Below are 14,344 nucleotides of genomic sequence, written 5' to 3' on the forward strand. Positions count from 1 at the left end.
CTCGCCGAGAAAGGCGGAGGCGGGGGTGCCGCATCCGCGCTTTCTGGCGACTCGACGGGGGCGGGGGGGGGCGGGCGGGGGGCGGGCGGTCAGGATGCGGGAGAGAAGCCGATCAGCCAGGTGAGTCCGTAGCGGTCGGTGACCTGGCCGTCGACGTCTCCCCACGCCCGGCGTTGCAGGGGGTCGACGACCGTTCCCCCGGCGGCGAGGGCGTCGAACCAGCGTTGCGAGGTCTCCGCGTCGCCGGCCCCGAGGAGGGCCAGCATGATCCCGCTCGTCGACGGCCCGGCGGCATCCCCCGGGTCGTCGGCGCCGAAGAGGTCGACGGGGCCGCGCAGCTCGCCGTGCGCGACGAGGTGGGGCGGCCCGTCCTCGCGGCCGAAGTCGGCAAAGGTGTGCAGGTGGAGCTCGCCGCCGAACACCGACCGGTAGAAGCGGAGCGCGCCGTCGGCATCGCCTGCGAAGTGGAGGTAGGGCACCGGTGCGGGCATGCCCGAACGCTACGCCCCTCGCCCCCTTCCGCACCACCGTCGACTCGCCAGGAAACGCGGATGCCGGGGCCCGGGACCCGCAGATCGTGGCGACTCGACGTCAGGAGGCGGAGGCGGGAGCGGCGGTCGACTCCCGCCAGACCACGTGCTGCAGCGGCTCGGTGGGAGACGGCGTCTGCTCGCCCCGCATGAGGGCGATGAGCCGGTCGGCGGTGCGGCGGCCGAGCTCGACGTAGTCCATCGACACGCTCGTGAGCGACGGCACCTGGAACGCACTCGTCGGCGAATCGTCCCACCCGGTCACGCTGACATCCCCCGGCACGGTCCAGCCTCGCTCGAGCGCGCCCCGGACGACGCCCGTCGCGATGAAGTCGTTCGCCGCGATGACGGCGAGCGGCAGTGAGTCACCATCGAGCGAACGAATGGCGTCGAGGCCCGACTGCGCGCTCCAATCGCCCTCGACGACGCCGACGGACTGCACGCCCAAGCGGGCGACCGTCGCTTCATAGGCACGACGGCGTGCATCCGCCGATGGGTAGCTGCGCGCACCGGTGATGTGCAGGAACCGCCGGTGCCCGAGCTCAGCGAGCCGCTCCACCATGCTCTCGAGCGGATGGACGTCGAGCATCTCGCCCGAGACGCGCATGTCGTCGTCGAACTCCTCGAGCGTCAGCACCGGCACGTTCGGGTCGACGCGCGCGAGGTCGTCACCGGGGACAGGTGCGTAACAGAGGATGCCCTCGAACTGACGAGAATCGATCATCTCGAGCAGTCGCGGTCGACGCTGGTCCGGCGCGTTGGGAATGCTCTGGACCTCGACCTCGTACCCGGCGGCACGGGCCCGTTCCATCGTGCCGGCGATCAGCGGAGCCGAGTGGAACGCGGTGATCGGCAGCACTGCGGCGAGACGGCCCGTCCGCGTCGTGCGCATCGAGCGGGCGGCCAGGTTCGGCCGGTAATCGATCTCGCGCGCGGCCTCCAAGACCCGTTCCCGGGTGGCCGCGGAGATACCCGCGCGCCCCGTGAACACCTGCGAGACCGTCGATTGCGAGACCCCCGCGCGGGCGGCGACGTCGCGGCTCGTGGGCCGTTTCCCCATGACTGCCTTTCTTGGCATGGACTCTATCGACGTTCGTCGGCATCATCCTACTACCGACAACTACTACGTATTAGTTCGTATGGCAGGACGAATAGCGCGCGGCCCGCGCGGCGGCGGTCCTGCACACCGCCATCAGAGAGGATGCGTGGCCGATGAGCATCGACGAACTGCGACGCGTGACCCGAACCGCCCGCGAAGCCGGCCCGAGAGCGGGGCGGCGGATCCGGCTGCCCGACAACAGAGCGGCGGTGGTGTTTCTCGCGCCGTTCGCGATCGGCGCCGTGGCACTGACACTCGGGCCCATCATCATGTCGCTCTATCTGTCGTTCACCGACTACAACCTGCTTCAAGATCCCGGCTGGGTCGGGCTGGCCAACTACGAGCGGATGCTGACCGACACGCGGCTGCATACCTCCCTCGCCGTCACCTTCACCTACGTCATCGTGGGCGTGCCGCTGCAACTGGCGGTCGCGCTCCTGCTCGCGGTGGTGCTCGACAAGGGGATGCGGGCGCTGCCGTTCTACCGCTCCGCGTTCTGCCTCCCGAGCCTGCTGGGCACGTCTGTCGCGATCGCCATGCTCTGGCGGCTGATCTTCGGCGCAGACGGACTCTTCAACTCCCTGCTCAGCGTCGCCAGCATGTAGACGAAGGCGGTCCGCTGAAATCGGAACCGGAGTCGTGCGAAGGCGTACGCGGCGAGCGAGCAGCTGAACAGGTTGCCGATGATCGAGCCCGCGACGACCAGGAGTGAATTGACGATGTCGTCGAGTAGCCAGGATGTGCGGATGCGGGCGACCCCAGACCCGCAGTCTGTGGCGAGTCGACGGGTCGAGGCAGGGGTCAGGCAGGCAGCGGGATCAGGCGGACGGTCTGCCCGGGGCGGAGGTCGTCGACGATGCCGCGGTACGGCGCGGCGACCTCGCCGATGCGCGCCTGGCCCGCATCGAGCGGGCGATCGGCCCGCATGAGGTGCACCTCGCCCCGATACCGCCCGTAGGCGTCGAGGTCGACCTGCAGGCTGCCGCGCTCACGCGCATCGGCGTTGCGGATGCGGGAGGGGCGGATGCCGCCGCGCGTCTCGTCCAGCCGGAAGGATGCCGCCGCCTCCTCGACCCGCAGCCGCCAGGGCCGCTCCAGCAGCACGGATGCCGCGGCATCCAGTCCCACGACCGGCAGCGTGACCGTGCCGGTCGCCTCGAACTCCGCGATCCAGGCGGCGTGGTCATCGGCCACAGCGCCCTCGGCGCAGACGACGACCGCCTCGGGAACGAGCCGCCGCAGCTGGAGGTACGAGCGCCAGGCGTTGCGGTGCCGCTGCTCCTCGAGGGTCGGCAGGCCGAGGTGCAGCGGCGCACGCAGCTCGCGCTCGCCGGGGATGAACGCGAGCACCGGCATCCCCCGGTCGAGGAACAGCCGCGACTGCGCCACGAGGAACGGCGCCGTCAGTCCGGTCTCGGGCCGCGGGTAGAAGTTGTGCCACCCGGCGACGGGCAGCCCCGCCAGCTCGTCGAGGAACGCCACGTCGACCGTGCTGGCGTTGACGGCGATGCGGCATCCCGACGTCTCGGCGATCCGGCCGATCTCATCGGCGTCGAAGCCGTAGTCGAGTCGCAGCATCGTGATGCCGCGGCGCGCGAGCCAGCCCCATCCCTCGTCGCCGGCCACGACGTGCTCGAGCGCGACGGGCGAGACGTCGGCGCAGAAGGTCACGCCGTCATCGTCGTGCGCCGCGCGCAGCACCTCGCCGAACGCGGCGAGCTCGCCGGTGTCGACCATGTGCAGCGAGGTGAACAGCATCCGCTCATCGCCGGACGTGCCGAGCACCTGATCGATGACGGTCCGCCGCGTCTCGGCGGCATCCGTGGGGTAGATCGAGAACAGCATCGGGACGCTCCTGTCTCAGCCGAGCCGCTCGACCATGTGCTCCTTGAACCCGAAGAACCAGGTCAGCACGAAGCCCATGATGTACGAGATCACGAGGCCGCCGACGTACCAGAGCCACGCGCCGTTGGTGATGACGGCGGTCATGAGCACGCCCGAGAGCCCGAGGGCACCGGCGCCGAACCCGCCGCTGGCCTGAATGCCGAAGGCCACGAACGCGCCGCCGAAGCCACCGCCGAGGCAGGCCGTGATGAGGGGGTAGAAGAGGGGCAGCGAGACGCCGTAGATGAGCGGTTCCCCGACACCGAGCACGCCGATGGGCAGCGCCGCACGGATGATGTTCTTGAGCCGGGTGCTCTTGGTCTTCAGGAAGATCGCGATCGCCATGCCGACCTCGCCCGCCCCCGCCATCGCCAGAACCGGCAGCAACTCCGTGAAGCCGTGGTCGGTGATGAGCTGCGCGTGGATCGGCGTCAGGCCCTGGTGGATGCCGAGCATGACGAGCGGGAGGAACAGCGACGACAGCAGGTATCCGCCGATGACGCCGCCCCGCTCGAGGGCGAAGTCGATGAGCAGCCAGTTGATGCCCTGCATGAGCAGACCCGAGATCGGCATGATCACGAAGATGCAGATGACGGCGCCGATGAGAAGCGTCACGACCGGCACGACGAAGAGGTCGGCCCAGGCGGGAACGCGCTTGCGGATCCACTTCTCGATGACCGTGAACAGCCACGCCGTGACCATGACGCCGATGATGCCGCCGAGCGCGGGCTTGAGTTCGCCGAACAGCGGGAGCACGAGCGGCTGAGCCGGAGTGACCGTGCCGTCGGCGGCCGTCGTCGCGGCGATGCCGGCGAGCGCGGGGAGGTATGAGATGGCGCCGGCGATGAGGCCGAGCACGGGGGTGCCGCCGAACTCCTTCGCCGTGTTGAGCCCCACGATGAGGTTGAGCGAGGTGACGACGATCGTGCCGAGGGCCGCGAACACCAGGAACCACGGGTTGGCGGTGACGCTCGGGTCGATGAGCTTCCAGATGTTGCCGATCGCCACGACGAGTCCGCAGGCGATGAACCCGGGGATGATCGGCACGAAGATGTTCGCGATGTGGCGGAACAGCCCGTGCACCCGCGAGGTGTGCCGCGACTTCACCTTCTGCGTGTTCTGCTGCTGCAGCGTGCGCAGGTCGGTCGCCGCATCGACGGGCTCGCCGCCGCCGGCTGCTCGCGCGCCCGCGGCCCGGCTCCCCGCCGCGGCCGCCGCGATGTCGGCGACCTCGTCCGCGGGATCGTCGACAGGAGCCTCGGCGGGAGCGTCGACGACCTCGGCGAAGGCGTCGCGCAGGCGCTGCGCGTGACCGGGACCGACGACGACCTGCAGCTGCGGGCCGTCGACGACGCCCATGACGCCGTCGAGGCGCCGGAGCGCCGCGACATCCGCCTTCGACGGGTCATGAAGATTAAGCCGCAGGCGCGTCATGCAGTTCGTGTACGAGGCGATGTTCTGCGAGCCGCCGACGAGCGGCAGGATCTCCTCGCTGAGTTCGGGGTAATCCACGGTGATTCCTTCCGGCGGACGGGTGTCGGGTGTCGGGTGCTGGGTTCGGGGTGCGGGCGGTCGGCGCGTCAGGCGCGGTCGCGCACGGCTTCACGGACGAAGCCCGCGCCCGCGCTGAGCCGCTCACGGGCGGTCGCCGCGTCGACGTCGCAGAGGATCGCGACGATCGCCGTCTTGGCGTGACCATCGGCCTCGTCGAGCGAGCGGCGGGCGGTGGCGGTATCGCAATCGGTCGCGGCCTGGACGATGCGGACGGCGCGGGCGACGAGCTTCTCGTTGCTCGGGCGCACGTCGACCATGAGGTTGCCGTAGACCTTGCCGAGACGCACCATCGTCGCCGTCGAGATCATGTTGAGGACGAGCTTCTGACTCGTGCCCGCCTTGAGCCGGGTCGAGCCAGTGAGCACCTCGGGACCGTTGTCGACCTCGACCGCGACGTCGGCGTGGGCGCTGATCTCGGCGTTCGGGCTGCACGAGATCGCCACCGTCGCGGCGCCGACTCGACGGGCTTCGTCGAGTCCGCCGATGACGTAGGGCGTGCGACCGGATGCCGCGATGCCGACGACGACGTCGCGCTCGGTGAGTCCGATGCCGGTCAGGTCGTCGGCGCCGAGCTCGCGGGAGTCCTCCGCACCTTCGATCGCGCGGAACATCGCCTCGTTACCGCCGGCGAGCAGGCCGACGACCTGGGCGGGGTCGGTGCCGAACGTCGGCGGACACTCCGCCGCATCGAGGACTCCGAGACGGCCGCTCGTGCCCGCCCCCTGGTAGACGAGACGCCCGCCGGACGAGAGCGCGGTGACGGCGAGATCGACGGCTCGGGCGATCGCGGGGATCGCGGCCGCGACGGCCCCGGCCACCCCGGCATCCTCGTCGTTCATGACGCGAAGGATGTCATCGACGGACATCGCGTCGAGCTCGCCCGTCAGCGGGTTGCGCGTCTCGGTGGCGGGGGTCGGGTGCGGGGTGGTCACGGATGCTCCTCGTCGGGCTGCGGCGCACGCCGATGGGCGCGTGGCACTTTGTTTCACACAGAGTGCTCTTGGCGGCAACTTTTGTCAAGATCTGTGGAAGACTGAACCGACTTCCCGAGGAGGCACATGGACGGCGACGTCCTCGAAGCGACCCGCGCGATCATCCCCCGTCTGCGCCCGGCCGAGGTGCAGGTGGCTCGTGCGGTGCTCGACGACCCCGCTTTCGCCGTGACCGCGACCGTCACGACACTCGCCGAGCGCGCGTCGGTCTCGCAGGCGTCGGTCGTCCGCTTCGCGAAGAGCCTCGGCTTCGCGGGGTACCCCTCGTTCCGCGTCGAGCTCGCCCAGGAGGTCTCACGGCGAGCGATGGAGCTCGAGCGCTCGAACATCGCCGAGGGCGAGCTCAACCCCTCCGACTCCCCCGCCGAGATGGTCGCGAAAGTCGCGTTCCACGAGGCTCGGACGATCGAGCAGACCGGCCGGATGCTCGACCTCGACGCCCTCGAGCGCATCGCCCGGGCGATCGCCGACAGCGAGCGGGTCGTCACCTTCGGCGTCGGTGCGTCGGGTCTCGCCGCGGCCGACCTCGCGCAGAAGCTGCAGCGCATCGGCATCATGTGCCTGAGCTCCCACGACACGCACGTTCAGCTCGTGCACGCCGCGCTCGCCGACGAAAGCACCACCGCGATCGCGTTCTCGTTCAGCGGCGGCACGATCGACGTGCTTCGCGCCGTCGAGATCGCCTCGAACGCCGGAGCTTTCACGGTCGCGATCACGAACGACACCGAGTCGCCCCTCGCCGCTGCGGCATCCGCCACCCTGCGCACCCCCGCCCGCGAGGCGACCCTGCGCGCTGCAGCGCTCGCGAGCCGGATGGCGCAGCTCGCCGTCGCGGACTTCGTCTTCATCCGGGTCGCCCAGCTGCGCTACCCCGACCTCGACGCCGCCCTCAGCGCCACCCGCGCCGCGGTCGGCACCCAGCATCTGACCCGGTGACCCGGGCCCATCCCCGTCGAGTCGCCAAAGAGTGCGGATGCGAGGATGCCAGCATCCGCATTCCCTGGCGACTCGACGTGAAAGAGCAGGGGCGGTTCAGGGCTGCAGGATGCCGTCGACGCGGCGGGGGATGCCGAGCGGGTTGGCCTCCTGCAAGGCGGCGGGCAGCAGCGCGTCGGGCACGTTCTGGTACGCGACCGGCCGCAGGAAGCGGGTGATCGCGGCGGTTCCGACCGACGTCGTCCCGACCGCTGTCGTGGCGGGGTACGGGCCGCCGTGCTGCTGCGCCCAGGTCACGGAGACACCGGTCGGCCACTGGTTCCACAGCACGCGGCCGGCCTTCGTCGCGAGCACCGGCAGCAACTCGGCCGCCACCGCGTCGCCCTCCTCCGCGACGATCGTCGCGGTCAGCTGACCTTCGAGCAGCTTCGCGACGGCCACGAGCTGGGCCTCGTCGTCGTACTCGGCGACGAGCGCCGCCGGGCCGAACATCTCCGACACGAGGGCGTCGGGGTCGGCGATCACCGCGGCGGCGGTCGTCCGCAGCAGCGCGGGGGCGGGCGGCGCGTCGTCGCCCGACGAGGACGTTCCGGCAAGCACGTCGACCCCGTCATGACCGGCGGCGGCGTCCAGCGCGCGGCGGAAGCCCGACGCGATCGAATCGTTGAGCAGCGGCGCAGGCCCCGGCAGCACGATCGAGGCGAGCGCGTCGACGACTCCCGACCCCGCGGGCACGAGCAGCAGGCCGGGCTTCGTACACAGCTGCCCCGCGCTGCCGACGACCGAGGCGACGAACTGCTCGGCGATCTCCGCCGGCCGCGACTCGGCGGCACCGCGCGTGACGAACGCGGGGTTCACGCTGCCGAGCTCGCCGTAGAACGGGATCGGCTCGGGCCGCGACATCGCGATGTCGAACAGCGCGCGGCCGCCGGCGATCGACCCGGTGAAGGCGGCGGCACGGACCTCGGGATGCCGCAGCGCGTGCACCCCGGCATCCGTCCCGTGGATGACCGTGAAGATACCCGCGGGCGCGCCCGCCGCCGAGAGGGCCGCCGTGACGATCTCGCCGGTCAGCTGCGACAGGTGCGGGTGGCCCGGGTGAGCCTTGAGCACGACGGCGTTCCCCGCCGCGAGCGCGCTGGCGGTGTCGCCGCCGGCGACGGAGAACGCGAAGGGGAAGTTGCTCGCCGCGAACACCAGCACCGTGCCGATGCCCTCGAGCTGACGCCGGATGTCGGGGCGCGGTGCCCCCATCGGATAGTCGGCGACCGCGTGGTCGATGCGCGCATCGAGCCAGGAGCCCTCGGCGAGCACCTCGGCGAACAGGCGCAGCTGGAACGTCGTGCGCTTCAGCTCGCCGCGCAGCCGCGCCTCGGCGAGATGCGTCTCACGGCCGGCGAGGAGCACGAGGTCGTCGGCACGCGCGTCGAGACCGTCGGCCACCGCGCGCAGCGCCTCGCCCCGGACGGCGATCGACGCCGCTCGCCAGGCCGATGACGCCTCGGCGGCGAGCCCGACGAACGCGTCGACCTCGGCGATCGGGGTGTCGGCGACGGGCGTCGCCGTGGCGGGGGATGCTGCGGTGGTCATGAGCGTTCCTTCCGGGGAGAGAGGTCTGCGGAGTCGGGGAGATCGGCGGGATCGGCGGCGGCGGTGAACCCGGCGGGACCGGCGAAGCCCGCGAGGTCGGCGGAACCCGGGGGCTCGGCCTGCGCCGCGGGCTCGGCCAGGTCGGCGAGATCTGCGACGCGGAGGGGCGTACCGATCGGCCGGCGCACGAGGGGCTCGACATCGGCCGGCCGCCGAGGACGCCCGGTCTCCTGGCCGACGAGACACGAGAGCGCGAAGCCGCACACCCGCCCCTGGCACATCCCCATTCCGGGGCGCGCGGTCACGCGCACATCCCGCGCGTCGTCGGCTGCGAGGTCGGTCACCGTGTCGCGGACGGCCGAGACCGGCACCTCCTCGCACCGGCAGACGAGGGTGTCGTCGCGGAGCCAGGTCGCCCACTGCTCGGGCACGGGGCTCGCCCGATGCATCCCGACCGCGAAGCTCCGACCGCGCGCGATCCGCCGCCGCAGACGCCGGGCCGATGCCATCGGCACCGCGAGACCCGCGTCGACGGCCGCCGCGAGGGCTGCCAGCTCACCCTCGGCGCACGACTGCACGGCGCCGCCGATGCCGGTCGCCTCGCCGGCTGCGTAAAGACCGGGAACACTCGTGCGCTGGTCGCCGTCGACGACCGCGACGAGCGACCCGTCGACGGCGATCCGGGTCTCCGCCCCGGCACCGACCACGAGCTCGATCTGCGGGGTGAAGCCCCAGCCGAAGGCGACGAGATCGACGTCGAGGGCGCGCTCTGTCCCCGGACGCACGCGCCCGGCGGCATCCACCCGGGCGACCGTCGCGCCGGTCACTCGCCCCTCCCCCGCGACGGACGTCACGATCGTGCGTGTGCGCAGCGGGATGCGTTCGCGGACGAAGGTCGTCGCATAGCCGACCCCCTCGATGAGCTTGCCCGGCTCCTGCAGCGCCCGCAGCGGCGTCGTGGCCCAGCGCGACAGCGCGTTCGCCTCGCAGACGGCCACGACCTCGACGCCCGCTCGCGCGAGTCCCGCCGCCACCGACAGGAGGAACGGCCCAGTTCCCGCGACGACGGCGCGACGGCCGGCCGCGACCTGGTTCGCCTTCAGCATCGCCTGCACGCCGCCGGCGGCCATGACGCCCGGGAGCGTCCAGCCCGGCACGGGCAGCTGACGGTCGTAGGCTCCGGGCGCGAGCACCACGCGCTCGGCGCGGATCGCGCGATCGACCGCCGCCGCGGCATCCATCCCGGTCACGGCGGTCGTCCGCAGCAGGAACCCCTCGGCCGCCTCGCGGTCGATCCGCCACACCTGCCGCCCGGCGCGGTGGACGACGCCTCCGGCCTCGATCTGACGCCGCAGCCGATCGCGTAGTCCGCGATAGTGCTCCCAGTGGTGGTGCCCCGTGTGCTCGGGATCGGCGAAAGCAGCGAGGTGCCGTTCGTCGGGATGCCGCCAGTACTGGCCGCCCGTCTGCGTGCCCGCGTCGACGAGGACGACCCGCAGCCCGGCCTCGGCCGCAGTGACGGCCGCCGACAGGCCCGCCGGTCCGGCCCCGACGACGGCGAGGTCGGCGCAGTTCTCGACGCTCACGGCTCAGCCCCCTCCGGCGCGGGCAGCGGCAGGGGCGCGTCCGGATCGTCGCTGCGGACGTCCTGCCCGGCCCGTGCGGGCGTGACGCAGGCGCGCTGCGAGCGCTGTCCATCGACGCTCAGCAGGCAGTCGTAACAGACGCCGATGCCGCAGAAGAGCCCGCGGGGCTCGCCGCTCCCCCGGGTGGCCCGCCACGAGACGACGCCGGATGCCGCGAGCGCGCCGCCCACGGTCTGGCCGGGGCGGAACGGCACCGGCGTCCCGTCGAAGCGGAAGGTCTCGTCGCTCGTGATCTCCGCGCTCATGCCGCGACCCGCTCTGCGAAGCGCTCGGGCCGGAAGGCGTCGAGCGGCAGGTCGGTCGGCTCGCCGCGGAGCGCCTGCACGATGAGGGCGGCCGTGCCGACGGAGAGTCCGATGCCCGCGCCCTCGTGTCCGGCGGCGTGCCAGAGTCCCGGAAGCCGGGCATCCGGCCCGATGACAGGCAGGTGGTCGGGGCAGTACGGCCGGAAACCCGAGTACGTGCGAAGGATCTGCACGTCGGCGAGCACCGGGAACAGCTCGGCGCCCGCGCGCGCGACGCGTCCGACGGCTTCGGCCGAGAACGACGTGTCGAAGCCGACGCGTTCGCGGCTCGCGCCCATGAGGATGGTGCCGCTCGGCGTGCCTTCGACGACCGACGAGACTTGCAGCCCGGCATCCGACGACGCGACGTTCTGCACGTACTCCGCCGCGTACACCTTGTGCCGCACCGTCACCGGCACGGGCTCGGTCACCAGCACGAAGCCGCGCCGCGGCAGGACGGGCAGCTCGAGCCCGGCGAGCGCGGCGATCTCGCCCGCCCACGGCCCGGCGCAGTTGACGACGACGCCCGCGTCCATCGCGCCCGCGGAGGAATCGATGCCGATCGCACGTCCGGCGCGGGTGCGGATGCCGGTGACCGTGACGCCGGTCAGCAATCGGGCTCCGCGGTCGCGGGCGAGCCGCAGCAGATGGTGCGCGGCGAGGACGGGCTGCACTTGGGCGTCGTCGGGGTAGTAGACGCCACCCGCCATCGCGGGGTTCAGGTAGGGCTCGATGTCGTGGAGCGCCGCAATGTCGGGCACGTCGTCGGCTCGGATGCCGAGCGAGCGCTGATGCTCGGCGAGCGCGTCGAGGGCCGTCTTGCCGCCCTCGCTCGCCGCGACGACGAGTCCGCCTTTGGCCTCGAACTCCCACCGCGACGCGTGTTCGGCGAGTTCACCGCGCCAGATGCGCTGCGAGTGGAGAGCGAGTTCGAGCTCGGGTCCGACCTCCTTGTCCGAGACGAGAAGGTTGCCCTCGCACCGGCTCGTCGTGCCGGCCGCGATCGTTCCTCGCTCGACGACGGTCACCGAGAACCCGGCCCCCGCAGCCGCACGGGCGACCGCGGCGCCGACGATGCCCGCACCGATGATGAGGACGTCGGGATTCCCGGGGCGTTCCGTCACGTGCCGACACCGCCGTCCACGACATCCGAGCGTGCGGGGGCTTCGCCCGACCAGTCGGTCAGCACGTGCTCGATGTGGCGGTGGACGAGGTCGCGTGCGCCCGCGGCATCGCCCGCCTCGATCGCGTCGAGCATGAGGTCGTGCTCGTGGGCCGAAGCGACGAGCCGTCCCTGCTCGTGCAGGCCCGCCAGGCCGAACAGGCGCGTCTGCGAGCGGAGCCCCGCGACGAGGTCGACGAGCCGAGCGTTGCCGGCGTACTGCAGCAGCGCGAGGTGGAAGTCGCTGTCGGCGGCGAGGTATTCCACCAGGTCGCCCGACTGGGCGCCCGCGACGATGTCGGCGGCCTTGCGCCGGAGGTCCGGCAGCGCCGAGGCCGGGATGAGCGGGGTCGCGCGCTCCATGGCGGGCGGCTCGAGCATCAGCCGCAGTTCGGTCACCTCGCGGAGGTCGCGCTCGGACACCTCGGTGATCTGGAAGCCGCGGTTGGGGATGGTGACGACGAGACCCTCGCGGGCGAGGTCGAGCATCGCCTCGCGGATGGGCGTGGCCGAGACCCCGAACTGCTCGCCGAGGCTCGGCGCCGAGTACACCCGTCCGGGCTGCAGCTCGCCGCTGATGACAGCCGCGCGGAGCGCACGCGTGACGGTCGACCGGATGCTGGGCTGCTTGTCCAGTCGCACCACGTTTCGGAACTCGGGCGTGCTCATGTCGTCTCCTCCGGTGCGGACCCCCGCCGCATGACCTCCATGATCCCCCGCACGACGGCGAGGTCTTCCCAGGCCATGCCGACGCCCGTGTAGACGGCGGGCGCACCGGGGCGGCGTGAGACGCGGCCCGAGACCAGCTCGACGAGGTTGGCGGGCTCGGTGAGCGGCGCGCCGCCGGCCGCGCCCGCGAGGTTGCCGCTCTCGCGCCGGGCCGAGGCGCGAGCCTCGACGACGACGTCGGCCGCCCGGACGAGGTCGGCTCCGAGCTCACGGTGATCGAGCCCGTGCGCCCCGACGGCGGCGACGACGGCGCTTGGCGCGATGTCGCCCAGATCGATGACCGGCGTGCTCGAGGAGGTCGCGGTGACGACGACATCCGCGTCCCGCGCATCGGCGAGGGCCCCGATTCGCGCGTCGATGCCGCGTTCGCGAAGCGTCGCGACGGCGTCCTCGACCCGCTCGGGCGTCCGCCCGATGATCGTCACGTCGCCGACCGGCAGGATCGCCGCGAGCGTCGTCGCATGCTCGATCGCCTGGGGGCCCGAGCCCAGCACCGCGAGACGGTCGATCCGCCGCCGGGCACCGCGCGGGTCCGCGACGAGCAGGTCGCGGACGGCGACGGCGGTGACCGCGGGCGTCCGCAGCGTCGTCAGCCGCGTGCCGTCGACGATCGCCGTGGGCTGCAGGGTCTCGCGATCGAACACCAGGTACCAGGCACTGATCTTCGGCAGCCCGAGCCGGGTGTTGCCGGGCGCGATCGTCGCCACCTTGATGCCGACGGCATCCGGTGACTCCGACGGCATCAGCAGGAAGTCGCCCGCCGACAGCGGCGCGAAGACGCGCTCGTGGTCAGTCTCGACGTCGAGCCCGGATCGCAGCGCGGCGTCGATCGCCTCGACCGCCGCGGCCGGCGTCATCGCGCGCTCGATGTCGGCCGCCGAGACGACGGGCACGCCGACCGATCCCGCGCTCACAGGACGAACCCCTCGGGGAACGGATCGCTCGGGTCGAGCATGTACTGCGCCGTGCCGGAGACCCACGCGCGGCCCGTGATCGTCGGGATCACCGCCGGGATGCCGGCGACCTCGGTCTGCTCGACGAGTCGACCCGTGAAGGCGGTGCCGATGTACGACTCGTTGACGAAGTCGGTGTGCAGCGGAAGCTCGCCGCGGGCGTGCAGCTGCGCCATGCGCGCGCTGGTTCCGGTGCCGCAGGGCGACCGGTCGAACCAGCCCGGGTGGATGGCCATCGCGTGCCGCGAGTGCCGCGCGGTCGACCCGGGCGCTTCGAGATAGACGTGATGGCAGCCGCGGATGGTGCCGTCGACCGGATGCACGGGATTGTCGGCCTCGTCGACCGCCGCCATGATCGCCAGCCCCGCGCGCAGCAGGTCGTCCTTGCGCGACCGGTCGAACGGCAGCCCGAGGTCGTCGAGGCGCACGATCGCGTAGAAGTTGCCGCCGAACGCCAGGTCGTAGGTCACCGGCCCGAAACCCGGAACCTCGACCGCGCGACCGAGCCCGACGGAGAACGAGGGCACGTTGCGGATCGTCACGCGATCGGCATGGCCGTCCGACACCGCGACCTCGGCGACGACGAGCCCCGCGGGGGTGTCGAGCCGGATCGTCGTGATCGGCTCGACGACGGGCACCATGCCGGTCTCCACCAGCACGGTGGCGACCCCGATCGTGCCGTGGCCGCACATCGGCAGGCATCCCGACACCTCGATGTAGAGCACGCCGAAGTCGGCATCCGGGCGGGTGGGCGGCTGCAGGATCGCACCGCTCATCGCGCTGTGGCCCCGCGGCTCGTTCATGAGCAGGCGTCGCAGCCCGTCGTTCTCGGCCATGAACCGCTGCCGCCGCTCCTCCATCGTGGCGCCGGGCAGGGTGCCGACGCCGCCGACGATCACCCGTGTCGGCATCCCCTCGGTGTGGGAGTCGACGGCGTGGAAGACGCGCTTCGTGCGCATGAAGGAGCCTTTCGATCGTCGGCGGC

13 protein-coding genes and 1 pseudogene are annotated in these 14,344 nt (G+C 72.1%); 2 read left to right on the forward strand and 12 right to left on the reverse strand.

Features of this window, described 5'->3' with window-relative positions:
- Positions 1 to 89 precede the first annotated feature (89 nt).
- Both O1W71_RS13045 and O1W71_RS13050 read right to left on the reverse strand, forming a co-directional pair.
- On the reverse strand, positions 90 to 491 hold the full coding sequence (locus O1W71_RS13045; protein WP_269268272.1) for a VOC family protein: 402 nt from the start codon (positions 489 to 491) through the stop codon (positions 90 to 92).
- Positions 492 to 591: 100 nt separating this feature from the next.
- Entirely contained in the window at positions 592 to 1,590 is a 999-nt protein-coding gene (locus O1W71_RS13050; RefSeq protein ID WP_269268273.1) for a LacI family DNA-binding transcriptional regulator, read from the reverse strand.
- Between the two features lie 158 nt (positions 1,591 to 1,748).
- Here O1W71_RS13050 and O1W71_RS13055 point away from each other — a divergent pair.
- Positions 1,749 to 2,222, forward strand: a pseudogene (locus O1W71_RS13055) (carbohydrate ABC transporter permease); the annotation flags it as partial.
- 208 nt (positions 2,223 to 2,430) lie between these two features.
- Here O1W71_RS13055 and O1W71_RS13065 read toward each other — a convergent pair.
- The 3 genes from O1W71_RS13065 to murQ form a co-directional block, all read right to left on the reverse strand.
- Positions 2,431 to 3,474, reverse strand: a complete 1,044-nt coding sequence (locus tag O1W71_RS13065; protein ID WP_269268274.1) for a MupG family TIM beta-alpha barrel fold protein — start codon at positions 3,472 to 3,474, stop codon at positions 2,431 to 2,433.
- Between the two features lie 15 nt (positions 3,475 to 3,489).
- Entirely contained in the window at positions 3,490 to 5,025 is a 1,536-nt protein-coding gene (locus O1W71_RS13070; protein ID WP_114588747.1) for a PTS transporter subunit EIIC, read from the reverse strand.
- A gap of 68 nt (positions 5,026 to 5,093) precedes the next feature.
- Positions 5,094 to 5,999, reverse strand: a complete 906-nt coding sequence (gene murQ, locus O1W71_RS13075; protein WP_269268277.1) for an N-acetylmuramic acid 6-phosphate etherase — start codon at positions 5,997 to 5,999, stop codon at positions 5,094 to 5,096.
- Between the two features lie 126 nt (positions 6,000 to 6,125).
- Here murQ and O1W71_RS13080 point away from each other — a divergent pair, with 126 nt between their 5' ends.
- Positions 6,126 to 6,995, forward strand: a complete 870-nt coding sequence (locus O1W71_RS13080; protein WP_269268278.1) for a MurR/RpiR family transcriptional regulator — start codon at positions 6,126 to 6,128, stop codon at positions 6,993 to 6,995.
- 96 nt (positions 6,996 to 7,091) lie between these two features.
- Here O1W71_RS13080 and O1W71_RS13085 read toward each other — a convergent pair whose 3' ends face one another.
- Genes O1W71_RS13085 through O1W71_RS13115 form a run of 7 tightly spaced genes read right to left on the reverse strand, consistent with a single transcriptional unit; the run spans position 7,092 to position 14,318 of the window.
- Positions 7,092 to 8,585 carry an aldehyde dehydrogenase (NADP(+)) gene (locus tag O1W71_RS13085; RefSeq protein WP_269268280.1) on the reverse strand — a complete coding sequence of 498 codons (1,494 nt, stop codon included), beginning with the start codon at positions 8,583 to 8,585 and terminating at the stop codon, positions 7,092 to 7,094.
- Entirely contained in the window at positions 8,582 to 10,171 is a 1,590-nt protein-coding gene (locus tag O1W71_RS13090; RefSeq protein WP_269268281.1) for an FAD-dependent oxidoreductase, read from the reverse strand. Before O1W71_RS13090 ends, O1W71_RS13085 begins: the two co-directional genes overlap by 4 nt.
- Positions 10,168 to 10,476 (reverse strand): (2Fe-2S)-binding protein, encoded by a 309-nt coding sequence (locus tag O1W71_RS13095; RefSeq protein WP_269268282.1) that lies wholly within the window; start codon positions 10,474 to 10,476, stop codon positions 10,168 to 10,170. Before O1W71_RS13095 ends, O1W71_RS13090 begins: the two co-directional genes overlap by 4 nt.
- Positions 10,473 to 11,639 (reverse strand): NAD(P)/FAD-dependent oxidoreductase, encoded by a 1,167-nt coding sequence (locus O1W71_RS13100; RefSeq protein ID WP_269268283.1) that lies wholly within the window; start codon positions 11,637 to 11,639, stop codon positions 10,473 to 10,475. The genes O1W71_RS13095 and O1W71_RS13100 overlap by 4 nt, the downstream gene beginning before the upstream one ends.
- The gene (locus O1W71_RS13105) at positions 11,636 to 12,346 is read right to left on the reverse strand and encodes a GntR family transcriptional regulator (protein WP_269268285.1); all 711 of its coding nucleotides are present in this window, start codon (positions 12,344 to 12,346) and stop codon (positions 11,636 to 11,638) included. The genes O1W71_RS13100 and O1W71_RS13105 overlap by 4 nt, the downstream gene beginning before the upstream one ends.
- A complete protein-coding gene (locus O1W71_RS13110) occupies positions 12,343 to 13,320 on the reverse strand; it encodes an ornithine cyclodeaminase family protein (RefSeq protein ID WP_269268287.1) in 978 nt (325 codons plus the stop codon). The genes O1W71_RS13105 and O1W71_RS13110 overlap by 4 nt, the downstream gene beginning before the upstream one ends.
- A complete protein-coding gene (locus O1W71_RS13115; RefSeq protein ID WP_269268288.1) occupies positions 13,317 to 14,318 on the reverse strand; it encodes a proline racemase family protein in 1,002 nt (333 codons plus the stop codon). Before O1W71_RS13115 ends, O1W71_RS13110 begins: the two co-directional genes overlap by 4 nt.
- Between the last annotated feature and the right edge of the window lie 26 nt (positions 14,319 to 14,344).

This window comes from Microbacterium sp. H37-C3 (assembly GCF_027157935.1).
GTDB classification, from domain to species: Bacteria; Actinomycetota; Actinomycetes; order Actinomycetales; family Microbacteriaceae; genus Microbacterium; species Microbacterium plantarum.

What these genes read in the sequence shown, in the direction of transcription:
- O1W71_RS13045 (WP_269268272.1), bottom strand. Translation starts at nt 491, where the DNA reads ATGCCCGCACCGGTGCCCTACCTCCACTTCGCAGGCGATGCCGACGGC.
- O1W71_RS13050 (WP_269268273.1), bottom strand. Translation starts at nt 1,590, where the DNA reads ATGGGGAAACGGCCCACGAGCCGCGACGTCGCCGCCCGCGCGGGGGTC.
- O1W71_RS13065 (WP_269268274.1), bottom strand. Translation starts at nt 3,474, where the DNA reads ATGCTGTTCTCGATCTACCCCACGGATGCCGCCGAGACGCGGCGGACC.
- O1W71_RS13080 (WP_269268278.1), top strand. Translation starts at nt 6,126, where the DNA reads ATGGACGGCGACGTCCTCGAAGCGACCCGCGCGATCATCCCCCGTCTG.
- O1W71_RS13085 (WP_269268280.1), bottom strand. Translation starts at nt 8,585, where the DNA reads ATGACCACCGCAGCATCCCCCGCCACGGCGACGCCCGTCGCCGACACC.
- O1W71_RS13095 (WP_269268282.1), bottom strand. Translation starts at nt 10,476, where the DNA reads ATGAGCGCGGAGATCACGAGCGACGAGACCTTCCGCTTCGACGGGACG.
- O1W71_RS13105 (WP_269268285.1), bottom strand. Translation starts at nt 12,346, where the DNA reads ATGAGCACGCCCGAGTTCCGAAACGTGGTGCGACTGGACAAGCAGCCC.
- O1W71_RS13115 (WP_269268288.1), bottom strand. Translation starts at nt 14,318, where the DNA reads ATGCGCACGAAGCGCGTCTTCCACGCCGTCGACTCCCACACCGAGGGG.